The 16,215-nt window shown below is 33.9% G+C and carries 17 protein-coding genes and 1 tRNA gene; 6 read left to right on the top strand and 12 right to left on the bottom strand.

Annotated elements, in window-relative coordinates; all coding sequences use genetic code 11:
• Positions 1–175 precede the first annotated feature (175 nt).
• Positions 176–508: a hypothetical protein gene (locus tag NPX99_RS05720; protein WP_269030927.1), complete on the top strand. Its 333-nt coding sequence runs from the start codon at positions 176–178 to the stop codon at positions 506–508.
• Between the two features lie 216 nt (positions 509–724).
• A complete protein-coding gene (locus tag NPX99_RS05715) occupies positions 725–1,123 on the top strand; it encodes a hypothetical protein (RefSeq protein ID WP_269030926.1) in 399 nt (132 codons plus the stop codon).
• A gap of 371 nt (positions 1,124–1,494) precedes the next feature.
• Here NPX99_RS05715 and sodC read toward each other — a convergent pair whose 3' ends face one another.
• The 4 genes from sodC to NPX99_RS05695 form a co-directional block, all read right to left on the bottom strand.
• A complete protein-coding gene (gene sodC, locus NPX99_RS05710) occupies positions 1,495–2,022 on the bottom strand; it encodes a superoxide dismutase [Cu-Zn] SodC (protein WP_269030925.1) in 528 nt (175 codons plus the stop codon).
• Positions 2,023–2,342: 320 nt separating this feature from the next.
• Positions 2,343–2,666, bottom strand: coding sequence for a hypothetical protein (locus NPX99_RS05705; RefSeq protein WP_269030924.1), 324 nt, complete (start codon positions 2,664–2,666; stop codon positions 2,343–2,345).
• Positions 2,644–2,988 carry a hypothetical protein gene (locus tag NPX99_RS05700; protein WP_269030923.1) on the bottom strand — a complete coding sequence of 115 codons (345 nt, stop codon included), beginning with the start codon at positions 2,986–2,988 and terminating at the stop codon, positions 2,644–2,646. Before NPX99_RS05700 ends, NPX99_RS05705 begins: the two co-directional genes overlap by 23 nt.
• 416 nt (positions 2,989–3,404) lie before the next feature.
• Complete coding sequence (locus NPX99_RS05695) at positions 3,405–4,613, bottom strand: UbiH/UbiF family hydroxylase (protein ID WP_269030922.1); 1,209 nt, start codon at positions 4,611–4,613, stop codon at positions 3,405–3,407.
• A gap of 173 nt (positions 4,614–4,786) precedes the next feature.
• Here NPX99_RS05695 and pcsA point away from each other — a divergent pair, with 173 nt between their 5' ends.
• From pcsA to NPX99_RS05680, 3 genes are read left to right on the top strand one after another with little or no spacing between them, the layout of a single operon-like run.
• Positions 4,787–5,596, top strand: a complete 810-nt coding sequence (gene pcsA / locus NPX99_RS05690; protein WP_269030974.1) for a phosphatidylcholine synthase — start codon at positions 4,787–4,789, stop codon at positions 5,594–5,596.
• Between the two features lie 21 nt (positions 5,597–5,617).
• Positions 5,618–6,664, top strand: a complete 1,047-nt coding sequence (locus NPX99_RS05685; protein ID WP_269030921.1) for an enoyl-CoA hydratase/isomerase family protein — start codon at positions 5,618–5,620, stop codon at positions 6,662–6,664.
• On the top strand, positions 6,661–7,068 hold the full coding sequence (locus NPX99_RS05680) for a DUF6163 family protein (protein WP_269030920.1): 408 nt from the start codon (positions 6,661–6,663) through the stop codon (positions 7,066–7,068). Before NPX99_RS05685 ends, NPX99_RS05680 begins: the two co-directional genes overlap by 4 nt.
• Positions 7,069–7,618: 550 nt before the next feature.
• Here NPX99_RS05680 and NPX99_RS05675 read toward each other — a convergent pair.
• The 8 genes from NPX99_RS05675 to NPX99_RS05640 form a co-directional block, all read right to left on the bottom strand.
• A complete protein-coding gene (locus NPX99_RS05675; RefSeq protein ID WP_269030919.1) occupies positions 7,619–7,978 on the bottom strand; it encodes a hypothetical protein in 360 nt (119 codons plus the stop codon).
• 104 nt (positions 7,979–8,082) lie between these two features.
• Entirely contained in the window at positions 8,083–8,898 is an 816-nt protein-coding gene (locus tag NPX99_RS05670; RefSeq protein WP_269030918.1) for an MBL fold metallo-hydrolase, read from the bottom strand.
• Positions 8,899–8,910: 12 nt separating this feature from the next.
• Positions 8,911–9,684, bottom strand: coding sequence for a TatD family hydrolase (locus tag NPX99_RS05665; RefSeq protein WP_269030917.1), 774 nt, complete (start codon positions 9,682–9,684; stop codon positions 8,911–8,913).
• Positions 9,674–11,233 (bottom strand): methionine--tRNA ligase, encoded by a 1,560-nt coding sequence (gene metG, locus NPX99_RS05660; protein WP_269030916.1) that lies wholly within the window; start codon positions 11,231–11,233, stop codon positions 9,674–9,676. The genes NPX99_RS05665 and metG overlap by 11 nt, the downstream gene beginning before the upstream one ends.
• 61 nt (positions 11,234–11,294) lie before the next feature.
• Positions 11,295–12,350, bottom strand: coding sequence for a DNA polymerase III subunit delta' (locus tag NPX99_RS05655; RefSeq protein WP_269030915.1), 1,056 nt, complete (start codon positions 12,348–12,350; stop codon positions 11,295–11,297).
• Entirely contained in the window at positions 12,347–12,991 is a 645-nt protein-coding gene (tmk, locus tag NPX99_RS05650) for a dTMP kinase (protein ID WP_269030914.1), read from the bottom strand. The genes NPX99_RS05655 and tmk overlap by 4 nt, the downstream gene beginning before the upstream one ends.
• A gap of 32 nt (positions 12,992–13,023) precedes the next feature.
• Complete coding sequence (locus NPX99_RS05645) at positions 13,024–14,187, bottom strand: D-alanyl-D-alanine carboxypeptidase family protein (protein WP_269030913.1); 1,164 nt, start codon at positions 14,185–14,187, stop codon at positions 13,024–13,026.
• Positions 14,188–14,509: 322 nt separating this feature from the next.
• On the bottom strand, positions 14,510–15,391 hold the full coding sequence (locus NPX99_RS05640) for a septal ring lytic transglycosylase RlpA family protein (protein WP_269030912.1): 882 nt from the start codon (positions 15,389–15,391) through the stop codon (positions 14,510–14,512).
• Positions 15,392–16,049: 658 nt separating this feature from the next.
• On the opposite strand from NPX99_RS05640, the gene NPX99_RS05635 reads away from it, so the two are divergent.
• A tRNA-Ser gene (locus tag NPX99_RS05635) sits at positions 16,050–16,139 on the top strand.
• Positions 16,140–16,215 lie beyond the last annotated feature (76 nt).

Genomic DNA, 16,215 nt, shown 5'->3' with positions numbered 1-16,215 from the left:
AACAATAATAACCTCAATAACAGAAAAAGACATCTCTTCAGAAAAAAAACATTTGGTTGAACAATGAAAAGGAATAAGCTCTTCTCAAAAAATAAAACTATTTATTGTTCCCTTTTGTGAAAAATGACTAGAGTGGTTGAACCATAGCAGACTGTAAAAATGGATGACTTGACATATGTTCCTAAATTTAACGAAAACGACTTTTAGCTTTTTAAAGCAAAACCCGACAAAAAAATTTACAGCTAGAGAAATCGCTCAATGGATATTCGAAAATTACCCAGAGGAGTGTCATAAAAAGCAAAAGCGTTCAACTGCGACAGTTGCTCCCCTTAACAGTGAAGCTGCTCTTATTCAGCAAATTGTTGCTGAAATAGGATCTAGGCGTCCTCAATTGCAAAAACGTTATCCGGAAATTAAAACCACGGAGGGTCGACCACGACAATATTATTTTACACAATTAACAGATAAAGATGAAATTGACGAACTAGAAAAAAGTGTCGTGTATTAAACTTCTAAGATAAATGATTTTTCTGTTAGAGAGCATGATCTGTATCCATTATTATCTCAATTTTTATGGTCAGAGCTTGAAGTATACAGCACGCGTATTGACGAAAAACGTTCTCATAACAAACATGGTAATGGTGGTAATAAATGGCTTTATCCAGATGTTGTAGGACTACAAGATTTAAGTAATGAATGGCATCCTGAAATCAAAGATTGTGTTTTGCAATATTTTGATAAAAAAACAAAACTTTGGTCTTTTGAAGTTAAAATTCTTATCAACCGTTCAAATCTGCGACAAGCTTTTTTTCAAACAGTTAGCAACTCCTCATGGGCTAATTTTAGTTATTTAGTTGCGAGTGAAATTGAAGGCATTGATACTTTAAAAGAACTTCGGATACTTTCAAGTTTACATGGAATTGGATTTATAAGATTGGATAAGGAAAACACATCTGAGAGTCAGATTATCATTCCTGCTAAAGAACGCAGTGAAATTGATTGGAATACTGCTAATAGATTAACACAAGAAAACAAGGACTTCTTTGATTATATTAAACTCATTCGTCAATTCTACCAGACTGGTGAGATTCGCCCATCTGATTGGGATCAGATAACTCCATGAGCATTATTGTTTTAAAATTGTTCCTCATTTTCAAATTTTTAGTTTATTTTTATTGTTCTTAAATACTCGCTATCAATATAAAGCTGTCAATTGTAGCTTGAAAAACTCTTTGTTTGTGTTTCTTTTAATTAAAAAAATATTATTTCCCCACGTGATTGTCTTAAAAGAAATTGGAGACAATCAACGATCAATAAAAAAATCTACCCTTATTTATCGCATTGACAAAGTAAGTGAATATAAAAAATATCCTAAAAAAGTAAACTTTTATAATCTCTTAATAAGAAATCACATGGAGAAATTGTAGATATAAAATACAAAATTGATGAACTATAAAAAAGTGCATATTTTCATAGTTCATTACGATTTTAAGTTTATTCTTCGATAATGCCACATGCCAAACGCACTCCACCTCCACCAAGTGGTAATGGTTTATCAGAGTGGTTATCTCCTCCTAAATGAATTATTAATGAACGTCCTTTAACTTCAGAAAGTTTTTTAAGACGTGGGGCGAGAACACTCATTGTTGATTTCCCTTTATCATCAACATACAGTGCAGGTAAATCACCCAAGTGACCATTGATATTATAAGGTCCAAGATGTTTGTTGCTATGCTGCGGATCATAATGTCCACCAGCAGCACCACCAATGACACCCTCTTTCGTATCACATGAAGGATTTTCATGGATATGAAAACCGTGCAAACCTTCTGGTAAGGCAGATAAATTCGGTACAAAAATCAAACCATATATACTTTCCTCAATTTCAATTGTACCAATAGGTTTTTTTGTATTGGTATTTTCTAGCTCATAAACCTTTACCTGTATAGATTCTGCTAATGCCGTAGAGTAATGAGATAAAGACATAAACAAGGTTAATAAGAGAAAGAAAACTTTATTCATAGAACACCTTTTTATACTTATTTAAATTTAAAATAAATTTTGTTAATGGAATACAAAATAAACAACGTAATGATAAAAATATTTTTTATAATTTACACACCATTGATAAATCATATTTCCTTGAAAGATCTCTCTTTAAATGTTTTTAATGTAAATTAAAACGATCTTATCCCTTAAATGGATAATGTGGCTTTTATAGGCATTTTATCTTATTTTTTAGAAAATACTTCTAAAATGGATTTCATAATTTTATAAAACATTTCTGTTTTTAAGAGTGATTAAATTACAAAAACTCCTCATTTATTATAAAATTTAACCTATTATAATGTGTATTTGTTTCCTAAAAAAGTACAAAATGTACCAACAAAAATACCCATTATTGATCCTATTATTACTCCAATTATCGTTCCAGTAAAAAATGCTATACTTATACCCATTGCGATGATTGGGCCAAATCCTGGCAGAGAAATATACCCATAAGTTGCGAGAATTGATGCAATTGCTCCTGATACACTACCATTTAATCCTCCTATAAAAGCAGGTTCTTTAATAGAATAATAAACTTTTTTTAAAAAAGTTCTCTCACAGCTAATAGGATTACTATTGCTATCGGGCTTAAAATTAATCATATTGTTTTCTTTCATTTTGAATGCCAACTGTGCCAGAGTAATCAACTGATACGAGAAAATGGTGATTTTCAAATTCCACTAAAGCGCGCCAAATACCTTTATCATCTAAACGCAATCGTTTAATATCCATGAAACCATTTTGCATGAGACAATTTTTAATTTGTGAAGCCGTAAATGAATTTTGGCCTTGTTTTGTAATATCTTTGGTAAAATTATAAGAAAAAGCTTGGCAATAAGGAGTATAAAAAATCTTATTTATCAAAACTATAACTATAGATGAGAGACAGATCATCGCCATAAAAAGAATAGCCAATTGCAAAATTTTACTTAATCTCATCTTTTCACCATTCTGTTAAAATAATAGTTTATTAACATCTGTATTGCGAACAGGTTCCCAAAGGTCTTTTATTTTCAATGGTATATTTAACGAAGAAATTTTTTTAAATTTATATTGATTAATCAAAATCATCTTATGAGATAAAAATAACGCACATTTCTGTTCATATAACAACATTTTTTGTTTTACAGTGCTTATATCCGCAAATAACTGATATCAAAAAGGCTTATGATAATAGACTGCACGCACTCTCATTTTTTACATGCTTTATCATAAAAGAGCATTTCAAGTTTAAATATTGAATAATAATTTGAATGCCAAAAAAACTTTTCTTACCCGCACAGATATCAGCGATCGTTTTTCGCCTTTGATTACTATATGTTTGTTTTTATTCAAAAATTCAAATGAAACTGCTTTTAAGATTTTTTTTGGAATTTTTGCATAATTGTTTCGAATCCTTGACCGGGATACATTCCTTCACGCATAAATAAATTCCGTAATGGTGAGCAATGACGTAATAATCCAAGCCCAACACTGCGCATAATATGAACAGGCAACAGACCAGAAAGTAAAGAAGCGTTAAGCATATGAACGGCTCCACTTCTGACTAATATATCAGGTTTTCGGCACCTATTATAGTGTGTAATAATCATTTCAGAATTAGATTCGGATATTTTGTTGGGTAAAATATCAATCAAAGTTTGAATATCACGAATTCCTAAATTCAATCCTTGTGCCCCAATAGGAGGAAAAACATGTGCTGCTTCACCTACTAAAATTGTTCGATTGGCCGCAAAACAATGAGAGATAAGCCCAGAAAGCGGCCATACTTGAATGGGAGTTTCTAATATCAGTTTTCCAAGCATTGTTTGCATTTGATTTTCTATTATTTTTTCAAATTCCTTTGATTCTATGTTTAACAATTTTTCAGCATGAGAAGGACTAACGACCCATACAAGACTCGATCTTTTCCCTGGTAGTGGAACCTGTGTAAATGGACCATTTTCTGTATGAAATTCGGTTGATGTATTTTGATGAGAAAATTCATGAGAAAAATTGAGAACAAGTGCTTTTTGCGGATAATTCCACTGCTTCACTCCGATACCCGCTGCTTCTCGTGCTGAAGAGTGGCGTCCATCAGCTGCTACAATAAGCGACGTTTGAATATCCCTACCATCTGCAAGAGTAATATAGACATGCTTCTTTTGATGATGAAAAAATTTTGCTAAAGAAGTAAACCTTGTAATATTGGGTGTCTGCGCAATTTTAGAGACTAACGCATTGTTTAACTCTATATTAGGGATATTATAACCAAAAGCTTCTTCACCAATTTCAGCAGAAGAAAAATTGACAGTAGGGGCATGCATAACTCTAGAAGTTATATCTATAATTCTCATGCATGATAAAGGTGCTGCATGATGTTTTAGAATACTCCAAATGTTGAGACCTTGAAGCATATATATTGCAGGCATCATAAGAGCCGTTGTTCGTAATTCATCTGCATGCGTAGGGGGGCCAATAAGACAAACAGAATAGCCCTTATACGCAAGATTAAGGGCTGCTACCATACCCACTGGTCCCGCACCAATGACAGCAATATCTTTATGCGTTCTTTTAAATGTCACTGCTCGTTGAGCCTTTTTTCATTTAATTTTAGTGTTTCCAAATGAACAATCTCTTTTTATTGTATGAAGATTTTCTATTATATTATGTAATAATAAAGCGATATAAAAAAGTAACCTTTTTATGATTTTTTTTACAGTAGATGAAACCATCAGTAGAAATGGCAGATTGGTACATGGATAAAAACTTTAGAAACGAGGATAAGAAAACTTTGAAACGTAATCTAACAAAAAAAATCAAAACGAATGCCGATCTATTGCGCCATAAAAAAGTGACAATGCCACAAGCAAAAGCCTTTTCGGTCCATTTACTCACAGCTTCCGGTTCGTTTTTAGCATTTCTTTCTCTTATATCGGCATCTCAAAAAGAATGGACTGCTATGTTTTGTTGGCTTGGACTTGCACTTCTCGTTGATGGGATTGATGGACCAATTGCGCGCAAACTTGATGTTAAATATATATTACCAACTTGGTCTGGAGAATTGTTAGATAATATTATTGATTATGTAACTTATGTTTTAATTCCAGCTTTTGCTCTTTATCAAAGTGGTTTAATAGGTTCAGGGCTGTCGTTTCTATTGAGTGCTATTATTGTCATTTCATCAGCTATCTATTATGCAGATACTGGGATGAAAACCAAAGAAAACTTTTTTAAAGGGTTTCCTGTCGTTTGGAATATGATGGTTTTTACGATTTTTGTAGTAAAACCAGGGGAGTGGATTACTTTTATCATTATTGCCTTATCGGCAGTCATATCTTTTTTACCAATTTATTTTATTCATCCAATAAGAGTTATCCGTTTGCGGTGGCTTAATTTTCCAATTTTTCTTTTATGGTGTTCCTTTGGTGTTGCAGCATTTTTTTACCAACTTGAGACTCCCCATTGGGTTAAGATAGGAATTTCAATAACAGGTATTTATATGTATTGTATTGGTGCTATTATGCAACTCTTTCCTCAATTTGGTTTAAAAAAAACAATAATATAGGCATTGTGAAAAGGAGATGAGATGCAAATTGATTTTGGAGCGGGTGATGATATTCTTTTTACAAAGGAGGGACATGCTGGCATTATAAAGCTCACACGTCCTCTCGCATTAAACGCTCTTAATCATCGAATGGTTTTCGCTTTTAAAAAAGCTCTCAAAACATGGGAAACAGATGATAATGTTTCTTGCATCTTGGTTGAAGGAGAGGGGCGTGCTTTTTGTGCTGGTGGGGACGTGGTAGAAATCTACCATATGGGGGAAAAACCTTCTTCTTACCAATATTTTAGTGACGAATATCGCTTAAATGCTTATATTAAACGTTTTCCAAAACCCTACATTTCTTTTTTAAATGGTATTTGGATGGGAGGAGGAGTAGGTATTTCTATATATGGTTCATATAGAATTGTTTCAGAAAATGCACTTTTTGCTATGCCAGAAGGGGCTATTGGATTTTTTCCAGATGTTGGTGCAAGCTTTTTCTTACCCTCTCTTCCTGATCATTTTGGTATTTATCTTGCATTGACCGGAGCACGCATAAAATGGGGCGATTGCTTAAATTTAGGGTTAGCAACACATGCTGTTCCTGAAATTAAATTAGAGTACATTAGAAAAGCTATTATTGAGCAAGGGAATCCTAATTTAGCTTTAGAAAAACACGCAGTTACAAAAGACTATGAAACAAATTATGAAATGCGCTGTCTTATTGATGCTTGTTTTAGTGTGGATACGTTAGAGGAATGTATTGAATTGCTTTATAAAAAAGGCAAAGAAGGCATCTTATTTGCCAAAGAATGTTATGATATTTTGCAGTCGCGTTCCCCAACAAGTTTAAAAATTACTTGGAAACAAATGAAGCAGAATCTATCTCAAAATTTGGAAGATTGTATAAAAGTTGAAAATCGTATCGCGCATCATATGGTCAGTTCTCATGACTTTCGTGAAGGTGTGCGTGCAATGTTAATTGATAAAGACAAAACACCTAAATGGCAACCGAATAAACTTTCCTCTGTCACAAATGAAATGATAGACGCTTACTTTCAACCTGTTGAAAAAGAATTATTATTTTGAAAAAAGATTCTCAAAAAAAGATTTCAAAAATTAATTTAATTTATAACTGTTATTTGCGATTTTTAGCGCTTATTTGCCTAGGTTTAAGTATTTTTTATTGGGTACGTCTTGTTGGCGTATTCCCAGGCACTCTATGGTGTTTTGATCTTATGCCATGGCAGTGGCAATTCATCTCAGCTACATTGGCTATTGTTTATCCTATTGCCTTAATTGGACTTTGGATGTTTTCATTTTGGGGAATTGTCTTATGGTGTATCGCAGCAATTATCGAAACACTAACGATGTATTATGCCACTTCCATTTATCAGTCATTTGCAATATTTCATGGAATATTATTTTTAACTTTTATCATAATACAAATCACAATGACCTTTTTGAAAAGAAATCATATAAAAGATTACTAGTTTAAAAATAAAAATTACTACTGTTGCGATTTAAATTTTTGGGACAGAATAAATGGGCCAGAATAAACTGGCCCATTTTTTTAATTTTTTCTCATTTTAAAGCTCATAAAGAAAAAGGTACCCATTAAAGCTCATAAAGAAAAAGGTACCCACCACAAGTCCCAAATACTAGTGGCTTTTGTTGAAAATATCCATAATAATGTTGCTATCGTTCCCCAGAGTGCTGCTGCCATAAAATATACCCCTCTTGTTTTCAAATTTTCAAAAAAGTTCCATAATATATATTATGCGATAATATGATATAAAAAAAATAAAAGGGTATAATCTAAATCTGCAATAGAAACAGAAAACCCACTTTAGACATATTTGTCATATTTAAATCGCACTTTTCATCTTTTAAACAAGATTATGGCGAAAATTTGTTAAATATTAAAAATAATTCGATAAGTATTTAAATAATAATAATTTAAATACTATATTTAAAAAACTTGGCTTTAAGTAATATTACTTAAAGCCAAAAAACAAATATGCTATAATAATAAAAAAATTATTATTGTGGTAATTTACAACGTTTCATATATGCAAGATCACTTAAAACAGCATTACGGTTGTTTAAAGCTGAGATCTCGTTGCTCTCGCTTGACTTTACATCTAGAAAAAATAAAGCAGGAATAAATACAACACTTGCCGCTGTTAAAGCTACATTTTTGTTTCTTGCCTTAGATCGCTCTATAAGAGTGTCATTAATTTGACGTTTATTAGCAAAAAATTCTCGTTGAATATCAGCGCAACTCATTGCTCCATCATGTAATGTTGTGACTGAAATGTTTTTTTCTACACGTCCCCCACATGCTGATAAGGAAATCGCTAAAATCATAGTGCATGTTACCCGCTTTAAATACCTATACATAAAAACCTCACTTTAACATAAAAAAGGACACAATTAGTACGAAAGTGAAACAAAATAAAGGCCAGAATTTTCAAGAATCTTTTAGTTAACAGAAATATTTAATACTAAGCTTGTGCTTCTGTTTCAAAAATAAGTCCTTGATATGCAGGCTTAACATGGGATGGGACATAGTTTACAACGTCATCATAATCAAGCGATCTATCCATATGTGTAAGTATGGCTTGTTTTGGTTTTAAGTATTTTATCCATTGTAATGCTCGATCAACGGAAAGATGACTTGGATGAAATTCAAATTGAAGGGCTTCAATAACCAATACATCTAAATTCATTAATTTCGGTAATGTTTTCTCAGGAAATTTACTAACATCTGTACAGTAAGCAACATTGCCAATACGAAAACCTAAAGAATGGATATTCCCATGATATTGCAAATGCGTATTAACGGTTATTGCTCCGCCCTGCCCCTGAATGATAAATTGGCTATCTTCATTGATGAGATGCTCTTTTAAAATGGGGGAATAAGAAGAACCTTTTGGTTTTTGAAAACAATATCCGAAAGCATTTTTCAAATGCTTTAGCGTGAACATATCGGCATAAATGTCTATTAAACATCTTTGTGCAAGTGCATAACTGCGCAAGTCATCAATACCGTGAATATGATCTGCATGAGAATGTGTATAAAGTGCAGCATCAAGATGGTTCACATGGGCATCAATCATTTGTGATCTAAAATCTGGACCCGTATCAATAACGACTGTTGTTTTCTTTCCTGATGTATGAATGCGTTCGACTAATAAAGAACTTCTGTAACGTTTATTTTTAGGGTTATGAGGATCACAAGCTCCCCAATCACCATTAGGGCGAGGCACTCCTGGAGAGGGACCACAGCCTAATATTGTAAATCGGTACTTATCACACATAATCTTTTTGCCTTATTTCATTTTGCTAAATAAACGAAAAGCATTGTGCGTTGTTATCTGCGCTATTTCTTCAGTAGTTAAGCCAACCGTTTCAGCCAAAATAGCTGCTGTATAGCGTACAAAAGATGGCTCATTTGTTTTACCTCTATGAGGAATGGGAGCTAAAAATGGTGCATCTGTTTCTACTAATAAATTCTCATGAGGCACAATTTTTGCTATTTCACGGATTTCACTTGCATTTTTAAAAGTAAGAATACCTGAAAAAGAAATATAACCACCAAGTTCAAGTCCAGCACAGGCAAGTTGCATCCCAGACGAATAACAATGAAGGACAAATGGAAAAGTACCTTCTTTTACCTGTTCACGTAATATTTTCTCCATATCCAAATCGGCATTACGTGAATGTATGACAAGAGGAAGTTGTGTTTCTTGAGAAGCGATGATATGTTCTCGAAAAACTTTCTTTTGCTCTTCTGGTGAAGAATAATCATAATGATAATCAAGACCAACTTCCCCAAATGCAACGATTTTGGGATGCTTGGAGAGATGAATAAGCCTTTCAGCTGTAATATTTTGTTCTTCATGGGCATAATTGGGATGTGTACCAACGGAACAAAAGACTTGCTCATAGGTTTGCGCAATTGCTAAAAGTTTATCTAACTTATGAACATGTGTTGAAATTGTTATCATACGTTTAACGTCGGCATCTAAAGCTCGTTGGATGACATCATCCAAATCTTTTGAAAAATCTTCAAAATCAAGATGACAATGGGTATCAATCAACATGATAAGTATCGTCTTTCTTAAGAACATAACGAGGGAAAATGGGTTCTGGTGGTGGAAGATCAAGACCTTCTTGAATTTTTGAATGACTGATATGATGCAATAGCCGGTTCTCTTCAGCGATGGCTAGACTATCAAGAAGCTTAGCCGCTGATTGTGGAATGAAAGGCAAGAGCATAATTCCTATCCGCCGCAGAATTTCCAATGTTATGTAGAGAATTGTAGAAAATCTTTCTGGATTATTTTTCCGTAAACTCCAAGGTTGTTCGTTAGCAAAATAGCGATTAGCATCTGTCACAACTGAAAAAATAGCTGAGAGTGCTACATGCATCTCATGAGAAGATATAGCTTGGTGTACACTCTCAAGCGCTTGAAGAGATTGTTCTAGAAGCTGTTCATCTTGAACTAAAAATGTAGCTGGTATAGGAACTTTTGCATTACAATTCTTGGCAATCATAGACAAAGAGCGTTGCGCTAAATTGCCAAGATCATTCGCAAGATCTGCATTAATGCGATTTACAAAACTATCGTGACTATAACTACCATCTTGTCCAAATGGCACTTCACGAAGAAGAAAATAACGTACCTGATCGAGACCATAGTGGTCAACCATTTCAAACGGATCAACAACATTTCCAATGGACTTTGACATTTTTGCGCCACGGTTGAGTAAAAAACCATGTGCAAAAACATGCTTAGGCAATTCAATTCCAGCAGACATTAAAAATGCTGGCCAATAGACTGCATGAAAACGAATAATATCTTTACCAATAATATGCGTATTTGCAGGCCAAAAAACACGTTTGTTTGAATTTTCATCGAAAAAGCCAATTGCTGAAAGATAATTTGTTAGTGCATCAACCCAAACATACATCACGTGTTTTGGATTACCTGGAACAGGAACACCCCAATTAAAATTCGTTCGTGAAATGGAAATATCTTTTAAACCTGATTTAACGAAACTCATAATTTCATTACGTCGTTCAAGTGGAGCAATAAAATCAGGATGTTTTTCATAATATTCAAGAAGCGTTTTTTCATAACGAGAAAGTCTAAAAAAATAACTTTCTTCTTCGTTCCATTCTACTGGAGAGCCTAGCTCCTTTTCGCGACGGATATTATCTTCTCCAACGACAGTATCCTTTTCATCATAATAAGCTTCCTGACGAACTGAGTACCAACCACTATAACGGCCGAGATAAATATCACCATTCTCTTCCATCTTTTTCCAAATTTCTTGACAAGCTTGGTAGTGGCGCTCTTCCGTCGTGCGGATAAAATCGTCATTAGAACAATTTAATACTGTAAGCATTTTTTGAAATACCGCACTGTTGCGTTCTGCGAGTTGTTTAGGCGTTATACCTAATGCCGCTGCTGTCTGTTGCATCTTTAAACCGTGCTCATCTGTACCAGAGAGAAAAAATACATTTTTGCCGTCTAATCGTTGGAAACGGGCCAAAACATCGCTTGCAATTGCACTATAGGCATGCCCAATATGGGGTGTACCATTAGGATAAAAAATTGGAGTTGTTATGTAATATGTGTCACACATGTCAGACTCATTGTAAAATACAATAAAAGATACAATGACATAACGTCTGTTAATCACATTGTCACGGAAAAAGCGCATTTTCACAAATGATCTTATGAATTCTAAAAAGCAGATTAATAACAAATTGCTTTTTATCCAGATTAAACGCTTGTATTTCCCCTATCTCTTGATGAATTTCCTGCCATGTTTGCGCACATTTTTTTGAGAGATCTAAATTTCCCCTTTCAACAAGCATAATAGCTTTTTTTTGAATTTTATCAAGAATTTCATCACAAAATTGTTGAAATTGAATCCCTGAAGAAAGAGAGGAAAGTTTTTGTGCAACTGTGTGTACAACAGTTGGATTACAAACAGATTGCCCTAAGAGAGTGTCAATTGTTTTTATAATTTCAAAACCATCATCGCAAAGAAGTAGAGTCGCCTTTCGAGGATTTCCTTTAGATCTTTGAATAATCATTTCAATGGTTTTTTCATCCGGTAAATTCTGATTGGAAAAAATATGTGCAATGACCTTTTTCATGTCATCATCACACAATGGTCGCAAAGAAATTTGCTGACAGCGTGAACGAATTGTTGGGAGCAGTTTTCCTAGAGAGTGCGTGATAAGAAGAAATAAAGTCTTTTTAGGAGGCTCTTCAAGCGTTTTAAGAATTGCATTTGCTGCACTTCTATTCATATCATCCGCAGAATCAATAATAACAATACGCCACCCATTATCTTGTGATGTTTGGTTTAAAAAATGCATAATGTCGCGGATATCATCAATGAGTATACCTGTTTTAAATTTTTGCGTTTTCAAATCAAAGCGACGTGAAATATATAAAAGATTAGGATGACTTCCCTGCGTAATTTGGTGCCATGTCATAGAATGATGTTCTGGTTGCAGAAAATCATCCCTTTGAGAGCTTAAGATATTCCAAGCAAGATGAAAGGCTAATGTTGCTTTTCCAATTCCTTGTTTTCCTTCAAATAATAACGCGTGATGCAACCGCCCTTCTTTAAGCATTTGTGCCAAAAAATGACGAATATCTTTATGCCCAAAGATTCTGTTATTCTGCGAAGGGGATAAAACGGTATCAATATCATCATAATGGCGCAAAAAATTTACATCACTCATGAAAACTGTTCCAACATTGTTTGATCACAAATGTCTTTTATTTGTTGTGCAATAACTTCCACTGTACCTGTAGCATCAATCACACGAAACCGATGAGGTTCCTGTTTAGCTAATTGCAGAAAGGCTTGTCGTCTTTGCTCTTGTATCTCTACATTATCTTTTTCAAAATAATCTATCGTGACTGTTTTGTTTCTTCGCAAACTTGCACGCTCCATACCATATATTGCTGGTATATCTAACAGAAATGTTAGATGAGGCATTATCCCATTGAGGGCAACACATTCTAAAGTAGAGAGAGTAGAAGAACTTACTTGATCATTGAGCCCTTGATAAACGCGTGTAGAATCAATGAAACGATCACATAAAACAACTTTGCCTTTTTGCAAGGCAGGTATAATAACTTCACTCACATGATCAGCACGTGCTGCTGTAAATAAAAGCGTTTCCATTAAAAGTCCGTACTGTCGAGCTTGACCAGATAATAGAATATAGCGGATTGCTTCTGCACCCTCTGTTCCTCCCGGTTCTCGTGTTGTAACAACATCATAACCTTGGCTAGCAAGATACTGAGAAAGCAAAAAAACTTGTACTGTTTTTCCCGCTCCCTCCCCTCCTTCGAATGTAATAAAATAACCTGACACGTATAAACCTTAATCTTATTATGTAGCGTATATTATAAATATTTTCGTAACCATCCAATTGTTATTTCATAAAATGCATTTTTTGCTTTTGTAAAAAAGCTTCCCTCCTGAACATTGTTTCCAGCAAAAACCTTTTTTTCAAAAAGAACTTTTTTATCTTCTAAAATTTGAAGAACACCAACTTGTTGCCCTAAAACAATGGGTGCTTTTAAAGGACCACGATATTTAATTCTTGCCTTAACATTCAATTTTTTTTCATTCGAAAACATAAATCTTATTGGTTCTTTAACAATAAGGGAAACAGAATTTTGCACTCCACCATAAACAGAAGCATAACCAATTTTTTCTCCTTTTGTGAAAATCGTTTTTAGATCAAAAGCTGTCATTCCCCATTGAAGAATGCGTTCTACTTCTTTTGTGTGTTCTTTACCATCTTGCAAACCATTTATTGCTAAAAAAAGACGTTGATGATTTTTATAGGCGGTAATAACCATTGAAAAGCCTTCTTCTTTGCTATAACCGAACCCAAATCCTTCTACACCAATTTCCGTAGAAATAAGAGGATTTTTGTTCCGTTGAAAAATCTTATTCCAAGTAAAATCAGGTTCACGATAAAGCGCGTAGTAATCGGGATATTCATGAACAATATGACGCGCTAATGTAATCATATCACGCAATGTCACAAATTGTCCTTCTTCAGGAAGTCCCGTTGCGTTAACAAAGTGGCTATGCAACAATCCGAGTGTTTTAGCTCTCTGATTCATGAGTTTTGCAAAATCAGCTTCGCTTCCCGCTATTCCTTCAGCAAGGATAATCGCGGCATCATTTCCATTGACAACAATTAAACCACGTAAAAGATCAGAAACACTAATTTCTGACTTCACTTTCGCAAACATCGTTGTTGTACCAGAAGGTGCCCCCCCCTTGCGCCAAGCATTTTCACTTACTATAAATGTTTGTGTACTGTTTAATAATCCTTTTTTTAATTGATAAAATATGACTTCAGCCGTCATCAATTTTGCTAATGATGCAGGGGGAAAAGTCATATCACTCTGTTTTTCAAAAAGTATTGTATCCGTATCACTATCTAATAGGAGTAATTGCGATGCAGAAGTTTGAAAATTTTGTGCTCTCCCTCCCCCATCCAATATTAACATCCAAAATAACGTAAATAAAACCCTCAATGCACCGTGCATAACCGCTTCTCCCATATCTAAAGGAGAAGCATAAAAAATCTTCTTATATAAGGAAAGATTTTTTTGTTTCTACAAGCTAAGAAACAGCACAAACTTAGAAGCAGTTGCCCTTTCACTCAGCCGCCCCAAAACAAACCAACATTCTACACTTCTTTTTTCACTTAATACGTAGAATTTATTTTTAATTTTAGTTAGGTAAAGCGTAACAAGCTTTCCAAGCCCATCTACCTTTAAAATAAAAACAACAACTTTCACTAATTGTCTGTAATTCGAAAATTACACATTCCAGAAATAAAATTTCTTTCACTCATAATAGCTTTAATCAGTTGATTGTTATTTTTTTACTCGGCTTATTCATAAAAGCTACTTGATCAAGTAAAATCGGCTTATCAACCAAAACAGGACCAATTTCCGGTAATTTTATTGAAAGTGTTTTGCTGAATTTTTTTTGTTCAATTGCAATCTCGTCTAGCCGTTTTTGTCGCACTGCATCAAATTTTGTTGGCATGATGTTTTCTGTTTCTTTCTGGAGATTTGCCAATACTAATGAAGATGGAGTGTTATTTCCTGACGTATAAGAAGCCATTAAATAAGCAGCATCATAATATCCCACTGGTGCTTCAGAAATATATTCCACTTTAACATTTGTCACACCTGCATTTGCATAACCAAGTATCTCCGCGGCTTGTTTTGATAAATCAATGATTCTTTCTTTCATAAAAGGACCACGATCGTTCACTCTAACAATAATAGAAGATCCATTTTTTAGATTAGTAACACGAGCATAACTGGGTAAAGGCATTGTGGGATGAGCGGCCGTCAAGAGATTCATATCATAGATTTCACCGTTTGCAGTTAAACGTCCATGAAAATCTGAACCATACCATGATGCTTCTCCAATACGTTTATAAGCTGAGTCATGTTGGGGATAATACCACTTTCCTTTGATTTGGTAAGGTTTACCGATAATGAAGCGCCCGCTTTTCTTTTCTTTTGATTGATTTTTTCCACTTGAAGTTTTTTTAGAAAGAACAGCAGTTTTTACATCCGTTGGCTTATTATTATGATAAAAACTTTTCACTCCCAAATGTGCTGTTTCACTTGCACAACAAGACACCAATAACTGAGAAACAGCTATTACAGAAACGAATTGAAATGCCGAATTAAGAATGGAAGTAAATTTTTTTTTGCTAATTAAAAGCATCTGTCAGCCCGCTTATTTCTATTGAGTATATACTGCAAAAAACACACCCCACCTTGCTGTATGCGATAGGGAAATTCATATTTTAGATGATTCCCCTCGCGCGCCCACGCTATCTCGAAAAATTAACCTTAATCAAGAAATTAATACAATATTAACTATTTTGTGAGTTTTTGCAAGAAAAAAATGCAGTGTAAATGAATTAAAAAATAAGTAAATCAACATCTTAATAAAAGATATGATCTCGTAATATAAATTGTGAATAAGTAAGATAATTCTACATTACAAATGTTAAATGACTCTCAATAATTAGACATCGTTTTTTTAAATTTTGAGATATTAATATGTGAGCTATTCTGCTCTGAAATAATATGAGAAACTAGACTTCAAGATAGAGTGATACGCAGAAATTTCTAAAAGTCGCCCTCAATGAAAGATAGTTCTAAAATAAATCATTTCATTGGATATTATATCAACTTTTCATTTCTTTCGGAAAAATATTCACTTTAAAATAAGATTACTGGTTTTAGTGCTCTTTTGAGAAAGCGTCGAACTTAAAAATTATTTGATTTAGATTCAAGCAGTTTTATTAAAAACGTTTAGAATCCCATTTAAATGATTGACCTTTTGCAAGAACTTTGTAAAAAGGCATATTTAGTTTGGAGGGGTGGCCGAGCGGTTTAAGGCACCGGTCTTGAAAACCGGCGTGCAGGAGACTGTACCGTGGGTTCGAATCCCACCCCCTCCGCCACTTAGTTTTTTCTAACCAATAACTTATTGATTTCACATATGTTTTTTTAAGGTTCGGGATGTGTAAACAAAGGTTC

This window comes from Bartonella sp. 220B, assembly GCF_026930205.1.
GTDB lineage: Bacteria > Pseudomonadota > Alphaproteobacteria > Rhizobiales > Rhizobiaceae > Bartonella.
The sequence above is the reverse complement of the archived record's forward strand: the minus strand, read 5'-3'. Positions and strand labels throughout refer to the sequence as shown.